Source organism: Faecalicatena contorta (assembly GCF_003149105.1).
Lineage (GTDB): Bacteria > Bacillota > Clostridia > Lachnospirales > Lachnospiraceae > Muricomes > Muricomes contortus_C.
Window position 1 is genome coordinate 94,179 of sequence record NZ_QGDS01000003.1, and the last position, 25,235, is coordinate 119,413.

Below are 25,235 nucleotides of genomic sequence, written 5' to 3' on the forward strand. Positions count from 1 at the left end.
AAAAGGTGTACCTTTTTAACACTCAGAACAACTTGGTAATCGTTCTATATTCATTTACAAAAGGAGGATGCCCCTCAAGTCATCTCATGACTTATGGAGTATCCTCCTTTATTGTATGATACAAAAAAATGCTGCACATCCTCTTATTTAAGAGACTGTGCAGCGAACACGCGGCCTTACAGGCCGCACTTTATTCTATTTATTTATTCCGGTAAACGATATCTTCTCGTCCGGGACCATTGCTAATCAGAGTAATCGGATATCCAATTTCCTGTTCTACAAACTCAATATATTTTCTGCAATTTTCCGGTAAGTCATCATATTTCTTAATTCCGCGGATATCGCATTTCCAGCCTGGAAGTGTCTTTAACACTGGTTTTGCCTTCTCAAGCAGGTGCGTAACCGGGAATTCAGTTGTCACTTCCCCGTTAATTTCATATCCAACACATACCGGAATCTCATCCAGATACCCCAATACATCAAGGACTGTAAAGGCTACGTCTGTTGTTCCCTGCATTCTGCAGCCATATTTGGATGCAACACAGTCGAACCATCCCATACGCCTCGGACGTCCGGTTGTTGCACCGTACTCTCCGCCGTCACCGCCGCGGCGTCTTAGCTCGTCTGCTTCCCCGCCAAAAATCTCACTTACAAATGCGCCCGCTCCGACTGCACTGGAATATGCTTTACACACTGTAATAATCTCTTTGATTTCATAAGGAGGAATTCCCGCTCCGATTGCACCATAAGCAGCCAATGTAGAGGAAGATGTAACCATGGGATAAATACCGTGGTCCGGGTCCTTAAGAGATCCAAGCTGTCCCTCCAGCAAAACATTCTTGCCTTCCTTCAGTGCATTATGCAAATACAGAGAAACATCACACACATAAGGCGCTACCATTTCTTTATATTCTTTCAGCTCTTTATATAAATCGTCAGGATGAATCAATGGCTTGTGGTATAAATGTTCCAGCATTACATTTTTCTGTTCTGCTATGCGTACTACTTTTTCCTTCAGCACCTCATCGTCAAACAATTCGCTGACCTGAAAACCTATTTTTGCATATTTATCAGAATAAAATGGTGCAATTCCGGACTTTGTAGAACCAAAGGATTTTCCGGCCAATCTTTCTTCCTCATATGCATCAAAACTTTTGTGATACGACATTACTATCTGTGCTCTGTCAGATACCAAAATTTTTGGTTCTGGAACACCCTGATCAACAATTGACTGGATTTCTTTAAATAAAACAGGAATATCCAATGCTACACCATTACCAATAATACTGGTTGTATGGTCATAAAACACTCCGGATGGCAGTGTATGCAGTGCAAATTTTCCATAATCATTGATGATTGTATGGCCTGCATTTGCTCCCCCCTGAAAACGAACGATGATATCAGCTTCTTTCCCAAGCATATCTGTAATCTTACCTTTTCCCTCATCGCCCCAGTTAGCACCTACTACTGCTTTTACCATTTCGAACCCTCCTGCGTATATTGTCGCTTTTAAAACTGCATTAGCGTTTCTTATAAATAAACCGCCTTATGAATTATACTATACTTTTCTCATTATGTAAAATATTATTTCATTTTTCTTAGTATACTTCTTAAAGATTACTAATCTTCAAGAAGTATAGCTTAATAAATATCACATAATTTTTTTACATTGTTGTAATTATGTCCAAAAAGTATTACAATAGAAGCTAGGTTCAACTACTATCCCACAGAAAGGAGACTTATACATTGAAAAAGTATTTAAAATGGTTCATAAGTCTTGCAGCCATTGGTTCTGCAATTGGCCTTATCATAGCTTATTTCTGTAAAGGAAGATGCAGCAGCAGTTGCTGTGATGACAGCCAGGACCTTACAGAAGATGAGGATTTTGACTTGGACAGCGATTTACAGCCTGTTCCTGACAGGGAGTATGTCCCGCTGAACAAAACATCTGACGCCGCTTCGGATAGCAGCACAGAAGAGGCTTCAGAAGAAAAGGCTAAAGAAGAGCCTTCTGGTGAAAGCAAATAGTAACTTGATTATTCTCACAGGACCAGGCGGCAGCCTTTGGTCCTGTTTGTCTATCTCCATGCCTCTTCCAGAATTGTCACTGCTTCCTTTATTTTCTCTTCATTCATATTGGCATATCCAAGCAGTATAGTTGCCTGTCTTTTTTTCTGAGGCTCTACAAAATATTCCGTCAATCCATAAACCTTTACTCCCCTCGCTTCCGCTCTTTCTGTCAGCTCATCTTCTGACATTCCATTTTGGAAACGAAGCAGCAGATGCACCCCTGCATTTTCTCCCGATACCTGGCAGAGGTCCTGCATATTCTTCAGACAGTTAAGCAGCACGTCGTGTCTGCTTTTGTACAAAGCTCTTGTTTTATTCAGGTGGCGCTCATAATATCCTTCTTCTATGAACTTCTTCAAGATCATCTGATCCACTTTTGAGACAGTAGAATTCAAAAAACTGCTTCTTTCCTGATATAAAGAAAGCAGCGGCTTTGGAAGCACCATGTAGCTCATTCTGATTGCCGGTGCAATGGATTTCGAAAATGTTCCCATATAAATTACTTTGTCATGGTTATCGTAGCCCTGAAGTGCCGGGATTGGTTTTCCTTTATAGCGGAATTCACTGTCGTAATCATCCTCTATAATGTAGCGGAATTCTTTCTCATTTGCCCACTTTAAAAGTGCCAGACGTCTTTTAATCGGCATGACAATCCCCAGCGGATACTGGTGGGAAGGCATCACAAACGCAATGTCGGCCTGTGACTCCGTAAGCTTATTGATTTCCATCCCTTTGGAATCCATGTCCACAGTACAAACCTCATAAGAAAGGTTTTTAAAAAGCCTGTACGCCTGTTTATATGTGGGATTTTCCAGGGCAACCTTATGGTTCTGTCCAATAACTGTCGTCAGCAGCATCAGCAGATAGTCATTTCCCGCACCTACAATAATCTGCTCAGGCCCGCAATTGACACCTCTGGCCTGATGCAGATAATGGCAGATGGCATTTCGAAGCCCATACTCTCCCTGCGGCTCACCCAGGCGGAACATCTCGGCCTTATCGTCCAAAAGGCAGTCTTTTGAAAGTCTGCGCCATACATTATAAGGGAAGCTTTTTAAATCTACTCCATTAGGTGTAAAGTCATATTCATACTGCTTCTCAGCTTTAACAGGCTGTTCCTGAACCGGTTTAAAAATACGGTTTAACTGATAGAGTTCTTCTATCTGTGCCACAAAATATCCCCGGTATGGCTCCGCCTCCACATATCCTTCGGACAAAAGCTGCTCATATGCCAGCTCCACCGTACTTCTGCTGACTTCCAAATACCTGCTCAGAGCTCGGGTGGAGGGCAGCTTCTCTCCACTTTGGAGTCTTTTGCTTTGGATATCCTTTTTAATATAATTATAAATCTGTTCATACAAAGGAATTTTTGAGCCTGGTTGAAGGTTTATCGTCAATTCATTCATTTTATGCACTCCATACTTATGCGCTTAACTTACACTTCTTGAATTACTAATGTTCAAGAAGGTACAGATGTTTCCTTTTACACAAAAGGCAGGCTTCTTGACAAGGCCTGCCTATTGCTTGTTTACTTAGGTAATTTAAAAGAACTCTTGAGAGAAACAATCCGGTTAAATACAAGTGCATCCGGACTGGAATCCTTTGCATCAATACAGAAGTACCCATTTCTCACAAACTGAAAACTGTCAGTAGGTTCAGCCCCATCAAAACTTGGCTCCACATAACAGTCCTTCAGAACTGTCAGGGAGTTAGGATTTAAATTCAGAGAGCCGTCTTCTTTATTGTATACGCCCTTCTCCTCATCCACTAAGTTCTCATAAAGGCGTACCTCCGCCTTCACTGCATAGGGAGCCGGTACCCAGTGAATGGTTCCCTTCACTTTTCTTCCTGTAAAACCTCCGCCACATTTCGTCTCCGGGTCATAGGTACAGTGGACCTCTGTTACGTTCCCGTTTTCATCCTTTACGAAGCTTTCGCACTTCACAAAATATGCATGCATCAGCCGCACTTCATTTCCCGGGAAAAGGCGGAAATATTTTTTAGGGGGCTCCTCCATAAAATCTTCTCTTTCTATATAAAGCTCCCGGCAAAACGGTACTTTCCTGCTGCCCAGCTCTTCATTTTCCAGGTTATTCGCTACATCCAGATACTCAACCTGTCCTTCCGGATAATTATCAATCACCAGTTTAATAGGGTCCAATACCGCCATCATACGGGCTTTCTTCATCTTCAGGTCCTCACGGATGCAGTATTCCAGCATTGCATAATCCACGGAACTCTGACTTTTAGATACGCCACACAAATCAATAAACATCTTAATAGATTCGGGAGTAAATCCTCTCCTCCGCAGTGCTGCAATAGATACAAGACGCGGGTCATCCCAGCCGTCTACGATGTTATCTTCCACTAATTTTTTAATGTAACGCTTTCCAGTCACCACATTTGTCAGGTACAGCTTTGCAAACTCAATCTGTCTCGGCGGCTGTTCAAATTCACACTCTTTCACAACCCAGTCATATAAAGGCCTGTGATCTTCAAATTCCAGGGTACAGATAGAATGTGTGATTCCTTCAATTGCATCTTCCAATGGATGAGCATAATCATACATGGGATAAATGCACCACTTATCCCCTGTGTTATGATGTGATATATGGGCAACACGGTAAATAATCGGATCTCTCATATTAATATTGGGTGATGCCATATCAATCTTTGCCCGCAGAACTTTTTCTCCATCCTTATATTTTCCGTCCTTCATAGCCTGAAACAGCTCCAGGTTTTCTTCAACAGAACGGTTCCTGTATGGGCTGTCCTTTCCCACCTCGGTCAGGGTTCCCCTGTACTCACGGATTTCTTCCGGTGAAAGATCACACACATAAGCCTTTCCTTTTTTTATTAACTTCAATGCAAATTCATACATTTGCTCAAAATAATCAGATGCAAAATACAAATGGTCCTTCCAGTCAGCTCCCAGCCACTGAATGTCATCTTTGATAGAATCTACAAACTCCACCTTTTCTTTTGTAGGGTTCGTATCATCAAAACGCATATGGAACGTCCCGTTATATTTCTGTGCCAGACCATAATTCAAAAGAATCGACTTGGCATGTCCAATATGAAGATATCCATTCGGCTCAGGCGGGAACCTCGTGCTCACATGATCGTACACTCCCTCTGCCAGGTCTTTATCTATTTCCTGTTCAATAAAATTCTTTGAAATTGTTTCGTTTTCCATTGTTTCCTCCTCAAATACTAGCATTCTGCCCATTATCTTACCACAAAACACATACTACGACAAGAACTGTGTCTGCAATATTTTCAGTCCTCTAATCGCCGGGCACAAAACTCAAGGGGACGTTTTAAACACTTGTGCGTTTAAGACGTCCCCTTGTTTTCTTCGACAAGAAACTATACTTCTTGAACATTAATAGTCCAGGAAGGCATACTTATTGAACTACACCGTCTGTTCCAGCCTCAGATAATCTTCTATATTAGCAATCAGTTGGAGGAACCTGCAGTCCAGTTCCGCCTTCTCCTTGGGGCTGCCAGCCTGAATATTAAACCCTGGAATTCCCAACAGCATATGATTTGCACATCTCCAATCTCTTTTTAAAATCTGTTCCATCTGCTCCCATCCCTCATACTTGACAAGAAGGCAAATTTCCAGGTTGTGCTTCATATTTTCGACAGATTTGTAAAAATACGGAATTTCCTCTACCTGCAATCCTTGTATAAATTCCAGTAATTCCTCTAAACATTTTCTGAGTGGAACAAATTCTTCTCTTTCCAGGCTTTTCATGATAACCCCCTCAGCCTGTACCGGAAAACCACCTTAATATTTCTGTATTATACCACAAGCTCATGTAAATCACATTGTTTTGCATTATCTTATTACAAAATTCGACAAATTGTTGCCAGTCCTCATTTTTTTTAATTTCTTAAAAATATTTGTGAATATCTTAGAATATAATGTGCATACTAGGATATATTTGAAAATTTTATGATAAAGTATTTCTTTGGAGGCTGCTATAATGAAACCTTTTTCCCGAAAATTTAAAAAGCTATACATCAGTACACTGATTGGTGTTCTTTTTGTCTGTGCTTTGGGGACACTGCTCCACTTTGTTTATCATTGGAGTCATGACCACTTTATTGTAGGGTTAATTGCTCCTGTAAATGAGTCTGTTTGGGAGCACATGAAGATGGTATACTTTCCTATATTGCTTTTTTTCATAATAGAATACCTCTTCCTATTCAAGCCTTATTCTTATCTCCTTCGTGCCGATTTGGCGGGTATATTGGCAGGTACTTTACTAATCCCGGTTCTATTCTACACTTATACCGGCTTTCTTGGGAAGAATATTTTACTGCTGGACATCCTGACTTTCATTATCAGTTCGATTTTTGCTTTTTATGTCCGATACCGTTCTTTATTGTCTTCAAAACGTAAACGATATACTTTCGTTTATTTCATCTGTGTACTGGTCCTGGGGGTATGCTTTTTGATTTTCACCTATTATCCGCCGGATATCGCCCTGTTTACTCCTTTTTAATTGCCAAAACTGTGTTTCACCTAGACATAAATAATCGTAACACCCGCAAAGCTTACTGTTCCAGTTAAAATTAGAGTTACTGATCCGCCCTGTTCATAGCGCCCCTTTTCATCCACTCCGCCAAAAGAAGCATTCAACTGGTTTATCACTTTCCAGTTTCTTGGGACATATAATTCTACGCCTCCAAAAGAATTTTCCAGATGAACCACTGCCTCACCTCCCGGTACAACCGCATGGTCGAAGTATACCTTCATAGCGCCAAAAGAACATTTCAGACTGGCAGCTTTAAAATCCTCAGAGTCAATATACTTAATACTGGAACCAAAACTGGTTTCCATTTTCAACTCGTTCCCATCCATCGTCTCAATCTCCTCAAATCTGTCATTAAAGTGTGACGAATACCATTTATGTTTAGGATGGTACATAAATGAAATCCCTATACTTCCCAACAAGGCTGCACACAAAACTGTCCACGGGGTCAGTGCTGTAATTCCAAGGGGCTCCGCATAAATAATACATAAAAATGCTGCTGAGAACAAAACCCCCGGAACATTTTTGTGTAAGACACTCTTAATCAGCGTTGCAGCAAATATTACAGATAAAAGCAGCATCCCTATGCTGATTTCCGTATTTAAAAATCCCATCTTGCTGATAACCAGCAGTACCGCCCCAAAGATAAAAAATATTCCCCAAAACAATCTTTCCTTTTTCATCGTCATTACCTCTTTTCTTCCAGCCGGTTGCGAAGCGGCTTATAATAATATCTGGAAACATATACCTGCTTATGTGTATCTTTAAACTGTACAACACAGGAAGTGGATACGGAACGGTTAATCGAATAAATGCACCGGACATTCAGTATGGTAGATTTAGACACCCTCATAAAATACCCCGGAAGGATTTCCTCCAGCTCATACAAACGGTGCTTAATCAAGTAGATATCACCTGCAGTGTGTGCATGGATAGCCTTGCCGTCAGTTTCAAAAAACAGAATTTCCGTAAGAGGCAGGTAATATTCTGTCTCATCTTTATGAAACACAATTCTCTGCTCCTGTTTGGAAATCTCACTCAACGCTCTTTGAATCTGCTGCACCTGTTCATTTAGGCTGCTGCCTCTTACAATGACCTCTTCCTCTATTAAGTTCTCGTCAATCTCAATTCGTATTTTCATGTCGCTTCCCTCTCCACGCCTTTATCTAATCACATATTCCCCGCCTTGTAAATATAGAAGGCGTATGTGGTAAAAAAAGCAAATCAAGTGGTTATTTTTTCCCCTTAAAAGGAGACTGGACTTTATTTCAACAACAGTATAAAATAAACAATGTATAGACTGCAACATATAAGGAGGGCAACATGAAATTTGTTATACAGAGGGTGACAGAAGCATCGGTAACCACAGAAGGAGAGACTATTGGTAAAATAGAAAAGGGGTTCCTTGTCCTGATTGGAATTTCGGACAGTGATACAACAGAAATTGCAGACAAGCTCATCCGAAAAATGACTGGCCTTAGAATCTTTGAGGATGAGAATGGAAAGACGAATCTTTCCCTGTCTGATGTAGACGGCAGCCTTCTTCTTATATCCCAATTCACGCTTTATGCGAACTGTAAAAAGGGTAACCGCCCCAGCTTCATTGAGGCAGGGCAGCCGGATATGGCAAATTCCCTCTACGAATATATCATTGAAAAGAGTAAAGAAGCCGTCCCCGTTGTTCAGACCGGAAGCTTTGGAGCCGAGATGAAGGTCAGTCTGGTCAACGACGGACCATTTACAATAATACTGGATTCCGAACAACTCTAAACAATTTTACCTTCAATGCTTACACCTGTTACAGTTCAGACATAAATTTGATTCTATTTCTCTCCATCCTGATCTAGCATAATCTGCATAGTTGAGCTGTAACAAAGTTTTTAATAAATCCTATTGACAATGCTAGTGATTTTAGTGTATATTAACAATGTTGCGTATGATTTATGCACAGTATTATGCTGTTGTGGCTCAGTCGGTAGAGCGTCGCCTTGGTAAGGCGGAGGTCGGCGGTTCAAATCCGCTCAACAGCTGCTTTTAGAGAGACTTTCAAAGGTTTTATCCTTTGAAAGTCTCTCTTTTTATTTAAAATCTAGTCTTTCATATTTGCGTGGATTGTATGATTTCGCCAAAGACGGAAGGTGGTGCAAATCCACTCAGCGGCTTTAGCCTATCTGCAAAATCATTAAGCCTTGCTTATTAAGGCGGGGTATGATATAGATATATTATAGGAACCTGCTGACATTATCTATACTACTATTTGTAATAGTTGATAGGTATTAAGTAGAATAGGAGGTCACAATGAATAAATTTAAAAAAATGCTGCCTTATTTAATCATTATTATGCTGAGTTTTTATTTGTCTCCATTGGTGATGAAAGATACGGGAGCGGCTATGACTATGCTGCTTGTGGTTATTCCCGCCATTTGTTTTATTTGTTCTATCCTGTATGGCATTAAAAATTCCATTGATTTGGTTTATGTCGCAGTTGTAGCCATTCTCTTTGTGCCGGCAATTCTCATTTTTTATAACGCAAGTGCATGGGTTTACGTTCCTGGATATGGAATCATTGCATTGGCAGGAAACGCGATTGGAATGTTTTTTTATAAACGGACAAAATCAGAATAATTATCTTTCAAGGTTTTCTAAAATTTCATGATACCGTTTTGTTGCTAATCTACTTGGCGCGCCCTTTCTGCAAAAAGATAATTTTGCCAATTTGGGGACAACGCGCTCCACCACAACCTGACCGTCAACGGTTTTTGATTTTAATGCTTCAAATGCTTCGAGAAAACGGCTGTCTTCTTTTACTCGTTTATAGAATGACAGGACATATACATACTGAAACAGATTATAATTGCGAAAGGGGTACTCAATCTGCATAAACAAGGTTCCCATTCCATAATGACATGGGCCGATAGGTTTCCGGATAACCCAATGTTCAAGTAAAAAATCTACAGCTCTGTCAAGTGCAGGTTCTTTATTTAAGAAATCACTAAAACGGAAAGCATTTAGAGCATTGAGCGTTGGATGGGGATTTGAGTATTCTGTTTCTTCCCCATGACCAAACGAAAATTTATTACAGCGCCAGCCTCCGTCTGAATACTGGGTATCCAGAAAGTGCCGGAAAGTCTTTTGCAGCCTGATGTCTGAAGCATATCCCATATGACACAGCACATTAGCAGCAATCGCTGTTTGACAGGGATAAATGCTGCCTTTTGGATATATTTTAAAGCGTCCGTCTTCCTGCCACACACTAAAAATTAAATCTGCAGCATCTTTCAAAACCGCTTCATCCGGAGACATGCCCAATTCTAACAAATACAAAACACTGTCAAAGGTTGAAAACGGGGAGCCTTTTAACAGGCGTTTATCTGGTGTAGCCCATAAATCTGCACCGTTATCATATCTGTGAGATAATATTGCCTCAACGTCTGATAAATATTGTTCTTCAACAGCCATTTTACCATCCTCCATATTACTGATTCCCATGATATTCACCTTTTTACCCCGGAAGCAGTTTTTCCGCTTTTGCCCTTATTCTCTGAAGGGCATTGTCTATCGCTTTAGGGCTTTTGCCAAGCAGTTCCGCAATTGTCTTATAATCTGTTCCCAGAAGATGGAGATATAGCACCCTATTCTCCAAGGCACTCAGGCTTTGTTTCAATTCCTCCACAAAAGCTTCTGTAAATTTTTTTCCAAAATACAATGCCTCCGGGTTATTTTCTACGGCAGGTTCAATGGTATCAATTAAAGGAAGGGTTTTTTCCTCATCTGCATTGCCCCCCTCCTCGTATAAAGATATATAGGAATTAAGCGGGATGTGTTTTTTTCTTTTTGAAGCTTCAATTGCAGTATACATCTGTCTGGATACACAAAGTTCCGCAAAACTGGCAAAGGCAGTTCCCTGGGAAGGATTATAATCTCGGACGGCCTTGATAAGCCCTATCATGCCCTCCTGTATCAGATCTTCATTTTCTCCTCCTATCAGATACATCGCCCTTGCTTTTTTGCGGACCATTGACTTGTATTTTACCATGATATAATCCATTATTTCTGAATTACCATTCCGAAAATCGGAAATCAACAGCTCGTCCGTTATTGCATCATACTTACTCATCAGTCCAGCCCTTTCTTGTCCTGCATATCCTTATATAACCCGGATTAGTATCTGTACTGAACAGTCACTCAGATTATTTCATTCTCTGGCGGACAATCTCATATGCCAGCACTCCCGCTGCAACAGATGCATTCAGGGAGTCAATTTCTCCCTTCACGGGAATGCTTGCAATAAAATCACATTTCTCTTTTACCAGGCGCCCTACGCCTTCACCTTCATTTCCAATAACCATGCCGATAGGTCCTGTCAGATTCAAACGGTACATAGATTCTCCGCCCATATCTGCACAAACAAACCAGACACCTTTTTCTTTCAGTTCCTCTATCGTTTTTGCGATGTTTGTCACTTTTGCAACGGGGGTATAGTTCAGCGCTCCTGCTGAGGTCTTTGCAACAGTGGCAGTAAGGCCCACTGCTCTTCGTTTTGGTATAATAACACCATGTGCCCCTGCCAGATTAGCAGTCCGGATGATAGCTCCTAAATTATGCGGATCCTCAATATTATCCAGCAAAATAAGGAAGGGTTCCTCTCCCCTCTCTTCTGCCAGCCGGAACATGTCCTCTATATCAGAATAATCATAAGCTGCCGAATACGCAATTACACCCTGGTGTTTTCCAGTCTCAGAAAGCTGTGAAAGTCTTTCTTTTGCCACAAAGTTCAAAATAGTATCATGTTTTTTGGCCTCTCTCACAATTGTTCTGACAGGGCCGTCCTGACAGCCGTCTAAAATAAATATTTTATCAATGGTCTTTCCTGAACGGAAGGCCTCCAACACTGCATTTCTGCCTTCAATTATCAGTGTATTCTCTTTATTTTCCACTTTATTTTTTTCTTTTTCCTGCATCTTATTCCTCATTTTCTTATTCATGTAAAGCGGGTATTTTCAATCCGCTGTGCCGTTTAACTCTATGCCATGCTATTCTGCTGCCTGCTCCGGGTTTAGGCTGTCCAGCCCGATTTTGACTAAATCCATCAGCCTTTTGTAGTCCTCTTTCAGGTAAAGATATCCCAAAAGAGCCTCGAATCCCGTGGCTCTTCTGTAGTCTGTGATTGACTGGTTCTTGGCAGGCGAAACGGACTTCGCATTCCTCCCCCGCCTGTAAATTGCATGTTCTTCCTCTGTCAGATATTGCTGCATTGTCCGCATCATCAGAGACTGGGTGGAAGCCTGTACAAACCCGCTTGTCTCATCATGCAGCTTATGCACCTGCTTATTTCCTTTATTGACAACCATAGTCTTGATAATTAAATCATAAATACTGTCACCGATATATGCCAGAACAAGAGGTGAATAGCTTGCGATATCCACCTCTTGAAGACTCAATACTTCGTGTATATAATCATGAAACTCAAATTCTATGCCTTTTTCCATTTTACTCCTTCTCGAGTATCTTCCAGAATAATTCCTTTTGCCAGCAGTTCATCGCGGATTTCATCGGCTCTTGCAAAGTTTTTACTCTTTCTGGCCTCCTGACGCTGTGCAATCAGGGCCTCAATATCCTCCGCCAGAATCTCTTCATCCTTTTCAACAATAATCCCCAGAACATCTGTCAGCTTCACAAGCAAATCCAACAGGCTCTGCAGATATTCTGCGGAACTTTCGACCTTTGCTGTAGTATTGATATATTTTACCAGCTCAAAAACAGAAGAAATTGCATCTGCAGTATTGAAGTCATCATCCATTGCCTTTTCAAATCCATCTACATATTCCTGAGTCTTTTCAAATGCCTCTTTATCCGCATCGGTCATATCCTGTACCTTTGCGTTATTTTTCAGGAATTTCAGATTTTCTGCTGCGGTTACAATTCTATCCAATCCGGTCTTTGCAGCATCCATTAGTTCCGCACTGAAATTCAGCGGACTCCTGTAATGTGCACTGAGCATAAAGAAACGCAGAACCTGTAAGTCATATTTCTCGCCAACTTCTCTGACCGTAAAGAAGTTTCCGAGAGATTTTGACATTTTTCTGTTGTCAATATTCAAAAATGCATTATGCATCCAATATTTTGCAAATTCCTTGCCATTTGCAGACTCACTCTGGGCGATTTCATTCTCGTGGTGAGGAAACACCAGGTCTTCGCCGCCTGCATGAATATCAATCTGTTCTCCCAAATATTTCTTAGACATCTCTGAGCATTCGATATGCCATCCCGGGCGTCCGTCACTCCACGGAGACTCCCATGCTGGCTCTCCTTCTTTTTTCGGTTTCCATAAAACGAAATCTAAAGAATCCTCTTTCTCATCTTCCCCCGATACTAAAAGGGAACGTCCGCCGGACTGTAAATCATCCAGATTCTTGTGAGATAGTTTACCATACTCCTTAAATTTTCTTGTACGGTAATAGACCGTTCCATTTTTCTCATACGCATAACCCTTATCTATCAGCGTTCCAATCATGTCTACCATACCGCAGATTTCTTCTGTAGCCAGAGGATGTTTCGTGGCCGGCTTCACATTCATGTCTTTCATATCTTTTTTGCACTCTTCGATATAACGCTGGGAAATCTCTGATGCCGTCACACCTTCCTCAATAGCCTTTTTAATAATCTTGTCATCCACATCTGTAAAGTTGGATACAAAATTAACCTCGTATCCTTTATATTCGAAATACCTCCTCACCGTATCAAACACGATCATAGGTCTGGCATTTCCAATATGAATATAGTTATAAACGGTAGGTCCGCAGACGTACATTTTTACCTTTCCCTCTTCCAAAGGTAAAAATTCCTCTTTTCTTTTTGATAATGTATTATATAATTTCATCCTTCTTCTCCTCTTGCACTTCTTTCTTTTCTTTCTCTTCTTTCTCTATTTTTTCTTTTTCATCCTCCAGCCCGCAATCTCCATCAAGTATACACTTCATATGTTTTTCCATTTCCTTGAGCTGATTGTAAAGGCGGATGTTGGCATTCTGCAATTCTTTTATGTCGTTGAGAACCGGGTCCGGCAGATGAATCTGATCCATATCTGATCTTGGTACTTTCTGGTCACCCATACGCACTATACGTCCCGGAACACCAACTACTGTACAGTTAGGCGGAACCTCCTCCAAAACAACAGAGCCTGCCCCTATTTTTGAATTTTCGCCAATTGTAAAGGAGCCCAAAATCTTTGCTCCCGCACTGACCATTACGTTATCCTCCAATGTAGGATGTCTCTTTCCCTGCTCTTTTCCTGTACCACCCAGAGTAACGCCCTGGTAAAGTGTCACATTATCTCCGATTATAGCTGTCTCCCCGATAATTACACCGCTTCCATGGTCAATAAACAATCCTTTTCCGATTACTGCACCAGGATGTATTTCAATGCCCGTCTTTCTTGCTGCCCTCTGGGAAATCCAGCGGGCCCAAAAATAATGCTGTCTCAGATACAATTTGTGAGCAACCCTATACCTAAGTATAACTTTAAAACTCGGGTAAAGCAATACCTCCATATTTGATTTTATCGCAGGGTCACGTTCTCTGATTACCTGAATTTCATTTTTGATATAAGATATAATTCCCATAAAATTTCCTACCATCCCTTCTCATAAGAACATAGAGTCTGACAGGCCAGACTCTCGCGCCGAAGCGCGGTCGCTTTAGCGGCCATTTTCCTTATGCGCGTGGTGCGCATCTTTTATGTAATAGGAAAAGCTCTTTCCTATTACATAAAAAATGACCCCGTCTCTTGTTAGAGACGAAGTCATGTCCGCGGTTCCACTCTATTAAAAGAATTGCTTCTTTCACTCATCACATGTAACGTATGCTCCCCGTATCCTGCTACTCATTCCTGTCCCTTTCGCAGAATCAGCTCCCGGATGCACTTCACAAATTTATCCCTTAAGACTGCTCTCAGCCGGTGACAGTCTCTCTCTGAAAGTTCAAAATCAGTTACTCTTTCCGTTCATCGCTTTTCAATCTATATTTATATAGGTATATATTATGCAAATTTAAGGAATTTGTCAACCAATTTTGTAAATAGACTGCAAAAGGAAGGCAAGGGGGACAGTCCCTTTTCAAAAGGGACTGTCCCCCTTGCAGTTCGTTTTCAGACTATTCAGACTATTTCATTCAGGTATACTCGTTCCAGCGGCTGGATTTTCCGCAATTCACATGCCAGTTCCTCGGAAACAATTACATCCTCTTCCTCACAAATTTCTTCCAGTGTCTTATAACCAAACAATAAACTTGCCAGCGCACTGATTGTCAGTACTCCCTGGGAATCTTCTGTTTCCTGTACTTGTATTGCCGGATTGTCTCCACCAACCTGGAGCTTCCATACCCGGCTGTTCGCTGTTATGATCGTATCTAATACTGCAAAGGAACAATCCAGATTCTCCCCTGCCTTTACAGACATGGATTCCAGCAGGGTTTGTAAATGAAGTATCCTTACCATAATCATGGGAACCTTCGTTGTTTCTTCTTTCCCGCATGCTGCAAGTATTTTTACCGGACTGTCTTCTCCTGCCCGAAGTACATAAACTGCCTTTTGAAATTCCTCTTCATATTCCGGCAGGTATAGGGGCTCTCTGATTTCAACGCGCTTCTCTCTGGCGTAAGCAAACATCCCGACGATGCGTCCATCCTGCTTCATCAGTTTTACCCCGCCATTTTCGCTCATCTGTTCAAATATCATAGTCTGATAATAATTTTCATCCCGTATGGCATAAACCTGATATGCAGGAGCAAAATATTTCCGGAAAAATTCTGCCATTTCAGCAGCATCCCCTATCTCTGCGTCTTTTAATTCCACACCGGGACTTCCTTCTTTCCCGAGTATCTCCTCCTGGTTCTGCTTATAAATGAACCGAAAATCATAAGGAGTATAAATTGCCTCTGCCGCAGGCATCAGAAATGTAAAAGGTTCTTTCCGGGCATACATATCCATCATGGATGCTCTTAACAGTTCTCCCATATATCCGCGTTTCCGGTATTTTGCCTCTGTAGCCACAGCAATAATATAATGGCACCGGAACTGTCCTTCTTCTACCTGAAGCACATAGGGATTCAAGTGAAGCATGGAACGGATTGCTCCATCCTCCTCTATCATATAAATCTGGTTATCTCTGGTTTTAATAAAATAATAGTAATCCAGAAACTTTTTACTATCGTCTGAAAATACTTTTTCCCACAATCCTCTTGTCAGGCCGTGTTCACTGCTGTCAAGTTTTCGGAGCCGCATCCTTTTGTCTCCTTTCCTGCTATTGTCTATGGCAGCCTCTACACCCCTCACATCCTCCCGGATTTTGAACGACATCATAGCTGCTGTAATTTGTAATTTTCTCCAGTGCACAAATTGCCTGGGAAGAAATCCCTTCCTCGTTTCCGGTAAATCCCAGTCCCTCTTCCGTTGTCGCTTTAATATTCACCTGGTCAATAAGTAACCCCAGAGTATCTGCCACATTGCTTCTCATCTGCTCAATATAAGGAAGCATCTTAGGCTTCTGGGCTATAATTGTAGCATCGATGTTCTCTACAATATACCCGCCTTCATCAAGAAGCCCCGCTACACGTTTTAACAGCTCAATGCTTGAAACTCCTTTATATTGAGGGTCCGTATCCGGAAAATGTTTTCCAATATCCCCAAAGGCCGCTGCCCCCAGCAAAGCATCCATAATCGCATGTACCAGTACATCCGCATCCGAATGTCCTAGTAGTCCTTTTTCATAAGGTATCTCCACGCCGCCAATAATCAGCTTTCTTCCTTCTGTAAGTTTATGGACATCATATCCCATTCCTACACGCATAATCTATTACTCCTTATATCTGTCTTCCTCATCTGCTGCTTCTAAATCTGCGTCCCCGTCGGATGTTTCCTCACCTGACACTTCCAAATCCGCTTCTCCTCCGGATTCTTCCTCACCTGCCTCCGGCACTTCATCCGCTTCTTCCTTATCTTCTGCAGTTTCTGCTGCCTTATTCTCCAGCACCGGGGAATCCTCAATATAATCCGCATTTGTTTCTTCCTGCGGAGTTTCTGCATTCCTGGATGACCTCATGTTTTTTACTGAAGACAAAATAAATAGAACACCTACAATGACAAAAATTACTGCCATCGCAAACATAAACATCATATTCTCAGGTTTGTCTACTATCAATCCCTGAATCATCTTGACGCCTAAATAAGCGAGGTACACCCCCGCTACAATTCTCAATACAAATCTGGATCTTTCGTTCATCTTCTTATCCTCCATTTAGTTCTCATTTTTTGATTCTACCATAATTAGATAAGTATTGCCACAATCAGACATGAAAAACTCACAAATTTGCAGCTATTTTATCCGCATATAGTGCAGCAACTCATTTTTACACCTTTAATAAGATTAAAAATAAATACAACTTAATTGCGGCGTTATTATTTGCTGCTGCATTTTTAGGTTTAATTGCTGCATATTTATTTAGATATGTAATAAGCAGGTAATGTACAATGGCAAAAAAAGATGGATTAGTTTTGCGCAATCGACTGAAAGAAGTACGAACAGATCAAAAGATGTCTCAAAATCAGTTAGCTGAAATGGTTGGTATCTCAAGAAATACGATTAGTTCTATTGAAACTGGCCAGTTCAATCCTACTGCCAAACTGGCACTCATTCTCTGCATCGCACTAGACAAAAAATTTGAAGACTTATTTTATTTTGAATAATTTATTTGTCCGAAGTGCAAATAAAAAACGCGAATAACAAAGCCGATAACATGTGAGATTGCTCACAGTTATCGGCTTAAAAGAATGGTATCTTCCCTGAAAAGCGTGGAGTGACAGATGTGTTGCTGCCATCTAATAAGAATAACTTCGGGCCAGGCCGGCCCGAAGCACCAAAGATAAATGTACACTGCTCATACAGTCATCTTATTGCTCTGTTTCTTTATTCTGCTCAACTAAATTATATATATCCTGGGCAGACATATTATTATCTTTCATAAATCTAAAAAGCTCGCCTATCTCCTCTTCCTGCTTTTTGCTGATAAGCTCCTTCTTCTGCTGCAGCAGCATATCTAATTTGCTCTGCTGCTTGTCTATCTGCCCGTCCAAACTATGAATCTGTTCATCCAATGATTTCCTTCGTCTCGCCATAATACCTCTCTCCTATCGTCAAATTTTTGCATAGTAAAACAATCTATTGAAGTATATGCGGGCTTCCGGGGACATATTCCTAAAATTTTATATTTCTGTTGAGATACAATGATACAATAAGTATTATCACAATCAGACATCAAAAACTCCTGGCATGTTTTGAAAAAATTTATTATAAAGTTATCAATAATGATTAACAAATAACCACATTACGTGTATAATTGTAAATACTATATAATGGAGTGAATACAAATGAGTTTAAAAAGCAATGCAATTTTAAATATATATTCTATTATGGTAATAATTATTATATATTTTCAGGCACTAAGGTGTTTAGAAAAAAATTCTTTACGGGACAAGCTTTATATGTCGATGCTGAACATCACCATTTTGATGTTGGTAATAGATATACTAAGCAGATTCGACGGTAAGGCCCTGCCAATCTATCCCGTTCTAAATAATATAGGGAATTTTCTAATTTTTCTTATAAACCCGATTTTGCCATCCCTTTGGGTGGTTTACGTTTATTTACAGATCTTTCATAAAGATAGAAAAATCAGACGGCTGGTTTTTCTTTTATGTGCCATTAATGTAACCAACTTTACTCTTCTGATATTTTCTCAATTTTTCGACTGGTTTTATTATATCGACTCAAATAACATATACCACAGGGGTCCATACTTTGCACTCCCTGTTTTTATTGACTTCATATTATTATCCGTAGCTTTTGCAACCATTTTATTGAACCGCAGAAGATTGGATAAGAAGAGTTTTTTATCACTTATGTTTTTTGCGCTTCCCCCAATAGCCAGCATCTTTCTGCAGATAAAATTTTATGGAATGTCGCTAATGCTCAACAGTATTGTTCTTTCCCTGCTTGTGCTATTTTTAAACTTCCAAAATCATGATATATATACAGATCATCTCACAAAAATAAATAACCGAAAAAAGCTTGATGTGTATTTAAAGAAGAAAATTAACGCAAGCGCTGCCGGAAAGGCATTTTCAGCTATTTTAGTGGATATAAATAACTTTAAACATATTAATGATACATATGGGCACAGCATGGGCGATAAGGCATTGGAAGCTACGGCAAGGCTGCTGAAAGACTGCCTTGAAGTAAACGACTTTATAGCCCGGTTTGGCGGAGATGAATTCTGTCTTATTTTAGATATATCAGACAAAAAAGAACTACAATCCCTGGTCTGTAGAATTAACAAATGTCTTGACAACTATAATCAGTGTGATTCCCATCCTTACTATCTTGGACTCAGTATGGGCTATGCTGTGTATAGCTCCCGCTCACACAGGAATGCAGAAAACTTTTTAAAAGAGATTGACATGCTGATGTATCAGGAAAAAAAGGCCTCCAAAAGCCAAAATTACAAAGTATTTTGAAGGCACACATATGGATTGACATAGTAACTGCTTCCCCATTTATACATACAAAATCATTTCCCTATATAGGTCAAAAATTCAAAAAATGCATTAATATTTAAACTGCCATATCCCCATACGTTATTCGGATAAACATATGTAGGATTTCTATCAGCACTTTGAATAATCAAACTGCTGATATCATTTCCTGTAATGGAAGTATAATTGCCCCGCACAACTGCCCATTCCAATGCCATAGCAATGACACCTGCCGCATGAGCCGCAGCTGCACCGGTCCCTGTCAAAATTGAGTATTTATCTTGGGGAACGGCACATGGAATGCGGCTTCCCGGTGCTGCCACATCAGGCTTCACTCTGCCTATCCTGGTATATCCACGGCTGGCTTCAGCTATGATGCTATTGCTAAACTGATCATAAGCAGTTGTAGTGAGAGCAGGAACTGTATTACCGGGACATGTTATGGTCGTATTGGGGTCAGAAAGCATAAAAAAAGTTTCATTCGAAATCAATTCTCCACTGGGTAGCCAGCAGTCAAACGAAAAAGGAGCTTTGCCAATATTTCCAACATGTATACGCCAAATTCCCTCCGTTGCATTATTAATACGCACCAATATCAATTGAGTGGCATTTTCCTTTTCAATTAGAATGTTATTGATCCAAACATTTTCTTTTCCAAATATAAATTGATAGTGATTGCAATCCTTAATGGATGGATATACAATGGGAGATTTTTCGCCGCTCGGCGCAACAATTTGTATGGTTAATCGTGCTAAAAAATCAGTCCATAATTCGAAAGAAAAACAAGAATCTTTTTTAGAAACCTTTAATTCAAATTCATTTACAAATGGAGGTGACAGGACATTTCCATAATAATGTCTCTTTTTATTCCCCTCATTTCCAGCAGCAACAGAAACAGCAATATGCGAAAGTTGAGTGAGATAATCAACATAAACACTTACCGCACCAAGAGCCTCATGACCGCCCAGGCTAGAACTAAGGGCAATGCAGACGATAAGAGGCCGATTCAGTTTTGTAGCTATTTCAAGTACATACCTCATGCCGAATATAACATCTGTTTCCTGATAACAGATAGAATCTTCAGGAACACAGAATATCTTGCGCAGATTTTGCTTAGCCTCCTTTAGTTTCACTATCACAAATTCAGATTGGGGAGCAACACCGGAGAAAGATCTTTCACTATCACGACTACCAGCAGCAATACTGGCAATTGCTGTGCCGTGTCCATTTGTATCGATAGTGGGAACTATAGACATAGGTTCTTCCGTCTGTAATGCAATGTCTATTATTTCTTTACCATATTCAGTACCAAATTCAAAGCCTTCCGGGGGGGTACCTTCCTGTATTGTCTGATCCCAAATAGATAGAATACGGGAAGTACCGTCATTATATCGAAAAGCAGGGTGTCGGTAATCAATTCCCGTATCAATGACAGCCACGATAACACCAAATCCAAATAAAGCCAGCGCGGAGTTTTGCTGTATTTGGGGTATACCAGAACTGTCAAGGCTCAACTGAGAGGATAACGTATATAATGTAGGGAACCTATGATACGGCTGCCGCCCAAGATCACACATATCGACATCACCTGATATTGTGTGGAGTAAAGAATACCGTTGAGTGAATCGTGTAAAATAATCAGGATTATCCAAGGTCGCCGAGTTGCTGTCAACAATAAAATCATAATAATTTTCGTCAATAATTTTCTTCATAACTATTCCTTTGCATAACAAAATGTATTTTTCATAAAATAATTATGTTTTAAAAAAATATATATACATACAATTATCAATTCTATTTTGAATGTTATACTTCACATCAGGAAGATTTGTTTTATTATAAAACAATATTTTAATGGTATGGACTCTTTGACACTCCCTTACCGCAGCCAAGGCAGTATTTAAAATTTCACCGCCGTATGGAGCGTAACCGCCAAAAACTCATTAAGCTATGACAATGTTACCACCTAAATCACCTATGGGCCAGACCTAGCCAACGCATACAAGATTATTAAAGATACCCTTCAATCTATGTGATATGCATATATATGATACCAAAATAGGGACGGACGGAAATGAAATCCGCGTACTTAATGTAGATGCCATTCATTACCATGTTTGTAATGAATACCGGATTGTAAAACATGCCGTATATAAAGTAATTGTTATCGGCAAGGATGGTCGGAAAGATGCGCTCGGCATGTATGTAGGTGAACATGAAAGCCCCAAGTTTTGGCTTTCTATAATGAATGGACTCAGAAACCGGGGAGTGGAAGACATTCTGATTGCGTGTGTGGATGGGCTTTCGGATTTTTCACAAACAATCAAACCCGTATTCCCAAAAACAGAGGTACAGCAGTGTATCATTCCCAGTTAGAAATTTATTTTAAGGAGCGTTTGAAAGACATGAACCTGTAAAACATCCTTTAAGTCTCCTGCAAGCTCCTTCTTGTCTTTATCTGCTACATATTTTAAGGTGTTTCTGACCTGATGGACAATACATCTTTGATACTCCGCTTTAGTGATGATATCCTTTTCCCCTTTTCCTATATCTATCTATATTCCCAGAAAAGTTTCTGAGCACCGTCTAATATTTTGTCTCTTGTGTTCATGACAGCAATCTCTTTTAGTTCTTGTACATATATTACTAAATTATCAAATAGTTCTGATTCCTGCATATAAAAAGAAGGAGCTTCTGCAGGCTCCTCCTAATATATATCACAGCTATATATTACAGCTTTACTCTTCTATCATCTATTTTCACATTAAAAATATCACTTGGAGGCAGCATCGCTGATTACCGCTTTCAAACCACGATTTCACTCTTAGCTCTCCTCTTCCGCAGATTCAATAATCACCTTTTCAGGATTTCCCTCCATAGCCTGCAAAATTACAGCCTCAGCCAAAAGACGGAACTGGCCGCCTGAAGAGGTAGCACCGCTGATTATATCTATATGGCCGGCACTCTGATCCTCTATAAGCTGGCTCACATATCTTCTTGTATAGTCATTTGGATACGTTCCGGTGACCGAATTCATATTTTTCATATACTCATTGTCCCATGCTTTTATAAAACCACTTTCATTTTTTGCATTGTATTCCGCAGAAATGATTTGGTTATCCTTTACCATAATGCAGACGTATTCTTTCCAGCCATGGGAATAAGTACCCATTTCGGCCGTATAATAGCCATCCTTCATCTTATTGTCAGCTCCACAGGCTGTGGCTTGCAGTACGAACACTGTGAAAAAAAGCAATACCGCAATTTTTCTTGTTATTTTCATCAATCGTCCTCCTTTAGAATAACCCGGGATACAAATTCTTTTAATTGGTTGGCCTGGCTCAAGAACTGCTCGGTTTTTTTGTTGGTCTGATCCGCTATATAGCTGTTTTCTGATGCAATTTTATGAACTGCGGTAATTTCATCATTTACCTGCACCATGATTTGCTTTTGCTGGGCCACCAACTGGGTCAATCCTTCCGATATGCCCGTAAATTGGAGGGCTGCCTGGTTAACCTCCTCCAATATAGAGGCCGTTTCTGTTGCATCACTTAATCCTTTTCGGATTGCAATCTCAGACTGGTTTATGATCTCCCCTGTCTGGCTTAACGCTTCGGCCGTCTGGTCGGACAGGCTGCCAATTTCGCCCGCCACTATAGCAAATCCTTTTCCATGCACTCCGGCCCTAGCCGCCTCAATTGCGGCATTCAAAGCTAAAAGGCTTGTCTGTGACGCTATCTCCTCAATCATTTTGCTGATCTTTCTGATCTCCATCATATTGCCGTCAATATCACGCATCGTATCCAGCATGGATTCCATCCGGCAGTTTCCTAACTCTGTCTTTTCGCTGGCTCTTCCGGCCTGCTCTGCTACCTGCTTTGAATCACCGTCTATCTGATCGGACTTTTTCGTGATGGCATCCACACTCTCCCTGAGCCTGTCAAGGGCAGCCATCTGCTCTGCGGATCCTGCAGAGAGTTCTCCCGCCAATTCAGAGATTTCGTTGGAATTGCCATTTATTCTGACTGCTGCAATATTAACCTGCTTCATCATCTGATTCAGCGAAGTGGAGATTTTCATTAAGGCCCACTGAAGGGTTTGGAAATCTCCCCGGAAACGGTCAGGTACCTCATATGCATAATTGCCTTCCGAAAATGCTGCCAAGGAAGCTTTTATATCTGTTATGTAATGATCCAGACTCTCTACCATATCATGTAAAGCATTTGTCAGTCCCTCAACCTCGTCTCCGGTTTTTGTTATGACAACCTCACCCTTCATATCTCCCTGGGCCAGTTCCTCAAGACGCTTCATAGCTGTGTTCAAGGGCGAAGAAATTCTCTCGGACAGCTTTGAAATAATAATCTGGCTCAACAGCATCAGGAACAAAAAAATGAACAGAGAAATCATTAATGCAATGTAAACCACTCCTGTGAAATCACTCTTTGGCGCGTCAATTACCAGCGACCAGTTCGTTCCCGGAACCGGTGAATACGCCATATAATATTTTGCACTTTTTCCCTCTTTTTGAAGTACGGTCGATGTAGACCCAGTCTGTCCATCGACAATCTGATTAAAAATTTTGGCATTGCTTCCACTTCCATACAATTCATAGGCATTTTGTCCGGCCCCTATATTTTCGACCGTTCTGTCGGCAACCACCAATCCTTCTTCATTTATGACATATGCACCTCCGTGGGTGCCTAAATTAATACTGCTCAGAACATCATTTAACATATCATATTTGTAACTTCCTACCAAATATCCATACATTCCGTCCGGATTCTTAAGTACGGTACTAACCGTCAGCTGATATATGCCATCTTCTTGATATGGCTCTCCTATTACCGTACTGTTTGTTGCTGTAAGGTAGGAATAATATTTCTCGCCTGCTATTGACTCAGGAGCTTTGCTGTCTCCGTATAATTTGTTCCCATCACCCCCATAAACAGCCAGCCAGACAAATTCTATCGTCTCTTTCTTTCCGGCAAGGATCTCTTCCTTCTCTTTCAGAGGCCCGCTCCCACTAAGTTTCTCTTCTGTCAGGGAGATTGTAATAATCCGGTCCACCAGCAGATGAAGATTCGAAGCCACATTCTGGGAAGAGGCTTTCACCATTTGTTTGCTTGTATCCAATATTACGTGATCAGTAAGCACAAAACTGCTTATGGCCATAACTGCGGTAATTAATGCGCCTATGACAGCCGCAACCCCAAATACATAACCCTGGATTTTTCTCTTAATATTCCTCTTTTTCATTTGTTCACCCTTTTTAATAATTGTTTTTTTATTATACCAATTCACTGACACGATGGCTAGTCAAGAATATGTAAAATAAGTTACATTGGCTTCAAGTTTTTATTCAGTCGTTCTATCATCCATGTTAAGCGTTTTTCCCTGCCTGCATCTGTTTTTGCATCAAGATATGCCCGTGTGTAGGTCTTTTTTACAGATAAAGACATTGCTTCAAAATTAGTATAGGCAGGTTCGTGCCCCTTTAACAATGTTGACAAGAATGTGATTTGTTCCTCTGTTATTACCGGAGACTTTGGGGCGTCCCACTGGCCATTCTTCTTGGCTTCCTCGATTTTTCTCATGCCATAATCGGTCATTCTTCCCTGTTGTTCAAGCTGTTTTACTAATTCCTTGTTTTTTTCTGACCATTTGCTGTTTGCCCGGCGGATAGAGAAATATTTTTTATACGTTTTATCGTCTATGCTCTGCATTTTTCCGTCAATCCAGCCAAAACACAGGGCTTCTTCCAAAGCTTCACCGGCTGTGAGTGTCACCGGCCCGTCTTTTTTGCCGAAACGCAGCCATACTCCATTACTGCTTGTACCATTTTTTTCCAGCCATGTCCGAAATGCTGTTCTATCTGAAAATGTCAAAATATCATTCATTATGCTTCCCCTTTCTCGTACGTCTGCTATTCCAATAACTTATATTATATCATTTTTTCTTTTACCATTACCATAAGTGTAATATATGCCTATGTATATGTCACCAATAAAACCTTTTCATATTGCCAAAATAAAAAG

The 25,235-nt window shown here is 40.6% G+C and carries 26 protein-coding genes, 1 tRNA gene, 2 pseudogenes and 1 other annotated feature; of the genes and pseudogenes, 8 read left to right on the top strand and 21 right to left on the bottom strand.

Annotated features, from left to right (window positions below; genetic code table 11):
- Positions 1-199: 199 nt before the first annotated feature.
- The gene (locus A8805_RS06245) at positions 200-1,480 is read right to left on the bottom strand and encodes an adenylosuccinate synthase (protein WP_109709352.1); all 1,281 of its coding nucleotides are present in this window, start codon (positions 1,478-1,480) and stop codon (positions 200-202) included.
- Between the two features lie 266 nt (positions 1,481-1,746).
- Here A8805_RS06245 and A8805_RS06250 point away from each other — a divergent pair, with 266 nt between their 5' ends.
- Complete coding sequence (locus tag A8805_RS06250; protein WP_109709353.1) at positions 1,747-2,028, top strand: hypothetical protein; 282 nt, start codon at positions 1,747-1,749, stop codon at positions 2,026-2,028.
- A 50-nt stretch (positions 2,029-2,078) separates the two neighbouring features.
- Here A8805_RS06250 and A8805_RS06255 read toward each other — a convergent pair whose 3' ends face one another.
- The 3 genes from A8805_RS06255 to A8805_RS06265 all read right to left on the bottom strand — a co-directional run bounded on the left by A8805_RS06255 (position 2,079) and on the right by A8805_RS06265 (position 5,830).
- Positions 2,079-3,476 (bottom strand): PLP-dependent aminotransferase family protein, encoded by a 1,398-nt coding sequence (locus A8805_RS06255; protein ID WP_109709354.1) that lies wholly within the window; start codon positions 3,474-3,476, stop codon positions 2,079-2,081.
- A gap of 122 nt (positions 3,477-3,598) precedes the next feature.
- A complete protein-coding gene (locus A8805_RS06260; protein ID WP_109709355.1) occupies positions 3,599-5,266 on the bottom strand; it encodes a glutamine--tRNA ligase/YqeY domain fusion protein in 1,668 nt (555 codons plus the stop codon).
- Between the two features lie 219 nt (positions 5,267-5,485).
- Positions 5,486-5,830: a hypothetical protein gene (locus tag A8805_RS06265; RefSeq protein WP_109709356.1), complete on the bottom strand. Its 345-nt coding sequence runs from the start codon at positions 5,828-5,830 to the stop codon at positions 5,486-5,488.
- A 232-nt stretch (positions 5,831-6,062) separates the two neighbouring features.
- On the opposite strand from A8805_RS06265, the gene A8805_RS06270 reads away from it, so the two are divergent.
- On the top strand, positions 6,063-6,584 hold the full coding sequence (locus tag A8805_RS06270; protein ID WP_109709357.1) for a DUF6512 family protein: 522 nt from the start codon (positions 6,063-6,065) through the stop codon (positions 6,582-6,584).
- Positions 6,585-6,604: 20 nt separating this feature from the next.
- Here A8805_RS06270 and A8805_RS06275 read toward each other — a convergent pair whose 3' ends face one another.
- Both A8805_RS06275 and A8805_RS06280 read right to left on the bottom strand, forming a co-directional pair.
- Positions 6,605-7,297 (bottom strand): LiaF transmembrane domain-containing protein, encoded by a 693-nt coding sequence (locus A8805_RS06275; protein ID WP_109709358.1) that lies wholly within the window; start codon positions 7,295-7,297, stop codon positions 6,605-6,607.
- A 5-nt stretch (positions 7,298-7,302) separates the two neighbouring features.
- A complete protein-coding gene (locus tag A8805_RS06280; RefSeq protein WP_109709359.1) occupies positions 7,303-7,755 on the bottom strand; it encodes a LytTR family DNA-binding domain-containing protein in 453 nt (150 codons plus the stop codon).
- Between the two features lie 182 nt (positions 7,756-7,937).
- On the opposite strand from A8805_RS06280, the gene dtd reads away from it, so the two are divergent.
- The 3 genes from dtd to A8805_RS06295 all read left to right on the top strand — a co-directional run bounded on the left by dtd (position 7,938) and on the right by A8805_RS06295 (position 9,239).
- On the top strand, positions 7,938-8,384 hold the full coding sequence (gene dtd, locus A8805_RS06285; RefSeq protein WP_109709360.1) for a D-aminoacyl-tRNA deacylase: 447 nt from the start codon (positions 7,938-7,940) through the stop codon (positions 8,382-8,384).
- Between the two features lie 187 nt (positions 8,385-8,571).
- Positions 8,572-8,644, top strand: a tRNA-Thr gene (locus tag A8805_RS06290).
- A gap of 268 nt (positions 8,645-8,912) precedes the next feature.
- Positions 8,913-9,239, top strand: a complete 327-nt coding sequence (locus A8805_RS06295; protein WP_109709361.1) for a hypothetical protein — start codon at positions 8,913-8,915, stop codon at positions 9,237-9,239.
- On the opposite strand, the gene A8805_RS06300 is transcribed toward A8805_RS06295, so the two are convergent.
- From A8805_RS06300 to A8805_RS06340, 9 genes are all read right to left on the bottom strand, one after another.
- A complete protein-coding gene (locus tag A8805_RS06300) occupies positions 9,240-10,103 on the bottom strand; it encodes a hypothetical protein (protein ID WP_330405768.1) in 864 nt (287 codons plus the stop codon). It abuts the gene before it with no gap.
- Between the two features lie 13 nt (positions 10,104-10,116).
- Positions 10,117-10,731 carry a sigma-70 family RNA polymerase sigma factor gene (locus tag A8805_RS06305; protein WP_109709362.1) on the bottom strand — a complete coding sequence of 205 codons (615 nt, stop codon included), beginning with the start codon at positions 10,729-10,731 and terminating at the stop codon, positions 10,117-10,119.
- Positions 10,732-10,804: 73 nt separating this feature from the next.
- Positions 10,805-11,575 carry a 23S rRNA (guanosine(2251)-2'-O)-methyltransferase RlmB gene (rlmB, locus tag A8805_RS06310; RefSeq protein WP_109709363.1) on the bottom strand — a complete coding sequence of 257 codons (771 nt, stop codon included), beginning with the start codon at positions 11,573-11,575 and terminating at the stop codon, positions 10,805-10,807.
- Positions 11,576-11,647: 72 nt separating this feature from the next.
- On the bottom strand, positions 11,648-12,103 hold the full coding sequence (locus A8805_RS06315; RefSeq protein ID WP_109709364.1) for a Mini-ribonuclease 3: 456 nt from the start codon (positions 12,101-12,103) through the stop codon (positions 11,648-11,650).
- Positions 12,088-13,494, bottom strand: a complete 1,407-nt coding sequence (gene cysS / locus A8805_RS06320; RefSeq protein WP_109709365.1) for a cysteine--tRNA ligase — start codon at positions 13,492-13,494, stop codon at positions 12,088-12,090. Before cysS ends, A8805_RS06315 begins: the two co-directional genes overlap by 16 nt.
- Positions 13,481-14,236: a serine O-acetyltransferase EpsC gene (gene epsC, locus A8805_RS06325; RefSeq protein WP_109709762.1), complete on the bottom strand. Its 756-nt coding sequence runs from the start codon at positions 14,234-14,236 to the stop codon at positions 13,481-13,483. Before epsC ends, cysS begins: the two co-directional genes overlap by 14 nt.
- A 166-nt stretch (positions 14,237-14,402) precedes the next feature.
- Positions 14,403-14,629, bottom strand: a binding site (T-box leader).
- Positions 14,630-14,769: 140 nt separating this feature from the next.
- On the bottom strand, positions 14,770-15,972 hold the full coding sequence (locus tag A8805_RS06330) for a GNAT family N-acetyltransferase (RefSeq protein WP_330405770.1): 1,203 nt from the start codon (positions 15,970-15,972) through the stop codon (positions 14,770-14,772).
- Positions 15,914-16,459 (bottom strand): 2-C-methyl-D-erythritol 2,4-cyclodiphosphate synthase, encoded by a 546-nt coding sequence (gene ispF, locus A8805_RS06335; RefSeq protein ID WP_109709367.1) that lies wholly within the window; start codon positions 16,457-16,459, stop codon positions 15,914-15,916. The genes A8805_RS06330 and ispF overlap by 59 nt, the downstream gene beginning before the upstream one ends.
- Positions 16,460-16,465: 6 nt before the next feature.
- The gene (locus tag A8805_RS06340; RefSeq protein ID WP_109709368.1) at positions 16,466-16,891 is read right to left on the bottom strand and encodes a hypothetical protein; all 426 of its coding nucleotides are present in this window, start codon (positions 16,889-16,891) and stop codon (positions 16,466-16,468) included.
- A gap of 248 nt (positions 16,892-17,139) precedes the next feature.
- Here A8805_RS06340 and A8805_RS06345 point away from each other — a divergent pair, with 248 nt between their 5' ends.
- Positions 17,140-17,355 carry a helix-turn-helix transcriptional regulator gene (locus A8805_RS06345; RefSeq protein WP_109709369.1) on the top strand — a complete coding sequence of 72 codons (216 nt, stop codon included), beginning with the start codon at positions 17,140-17,142 and terminating at the stop codon, positions 17,353-17,355.
- A gap of 204 nt (positions 17,356-17,559) precedes the next feature.
- On the opposite strand, the gene A8805_RS06350 is transcribed toward A8805_RS06345, so the two are convergent.
- Positions 17,560-17,784 (bottom strand): hypothetical protein, encoded by a 225-nt coding sequence (locus A8805_RS06350; RefSeq protein ID WP_109709370.1) that lies wholly within the window; start codon positions 17,782-17,784, stop codon positions 17,560-17,562.
- A gap of 396 nt (positions 17,785-18,180) precedes the next feature.
- Here A8805_RS06350 and A8805_RS06355 point away from each other — a divergent pair, with 396 nt between their 5' ends.
- Positions 18,181-19,182 (top strand): GGDEF domain-containing protein, encoded by a 1,002-nt coding sequence (locus tag A8805_RS06355; RefSeq protein WP_207657679.1) that lies wholly within the window; start codon positions 18,181-18,183, stop codon positions 19,180-19,182.
- 53 nt (positions 19,183-19,235) lie between these two features.
- On the opposite strand, the gene A8805_RS06360 is transcribed toward A8805_RS06355, so the two are convergent.
- Positions 19,236-20,912, bottom strand: a complete 1,677-nt coding sequence (locus A8805_RS06360) for a S8 family peptidase (protein ID WP_109709372.1) — start codon at positions 20,910-20,912, stop codon at positions 19,236-19,238.
- A 373-nt stretch (positions 20,913-21,285) separates the two neighbouring features.
- Here A8805_RS06360 and A8805_RS06365 point away from each other — a divergent pair.
- Positions 21,286-21,567: pseudogene (locus tag A8805_RS06365) on the top strand (transposase); the annotation flags it as partial.
- Positions 21,568-21,611: 44 nt separating this feature from the next.
- Here A8805_RS06365 and A8805_RS06370 read toward each other — a convergent pair.
- The 4 genes and pseudogenes from A8805_RS06370 to A8805_RS06385 all read right to left on the bottom strand — a co-directional run.
- Positions 21,612-21,719: pseudogene (locus A8805_RS06370) on the bottom strand (transposase); the annotation flags it as partial.
- 305 nt (positions 21,720-22,024) lie between these two features.
- Positions 22,025-22,483, bottom strand: coding sequence for an FMN-binding protein (locus A8805_RS06375; RefSeq protein WP_109709373.1), 459 nt, complete (start codon positions 22,481-22,483; stop codon positions 22,025-22,027).
- Positions 22,483-24,456: a methyl-accepting chemotaxis protein gene (locus tag A8805_RS06380; RefSeq protein ID WP_109709374.1), complete on the bottom strand. Its 1,974-nt coding sequence runs from the start codon at positions 24,454-24,456 to the stop codon at positions 22,483-22,485. Before A8805_RS06380 ends, A8805_RS06375 begins: the two co-directional genes overlap by 1 nt.
- A gap of 80 nt (positions 24,457-24,536) precedes the next feature.
- Positions 24,537-25,097, bottom strand: a complete 561-nt coding sequence (locus A8805_RS06385; protein ID WP_109709375.1) for a YdeI/OmpD-associated family protein — start codon at positions 25,095-25,097, stop codon at positions 24,537-24,539.
- Positions 25,098-25,235: the final 138 nt, after the last annotated feature.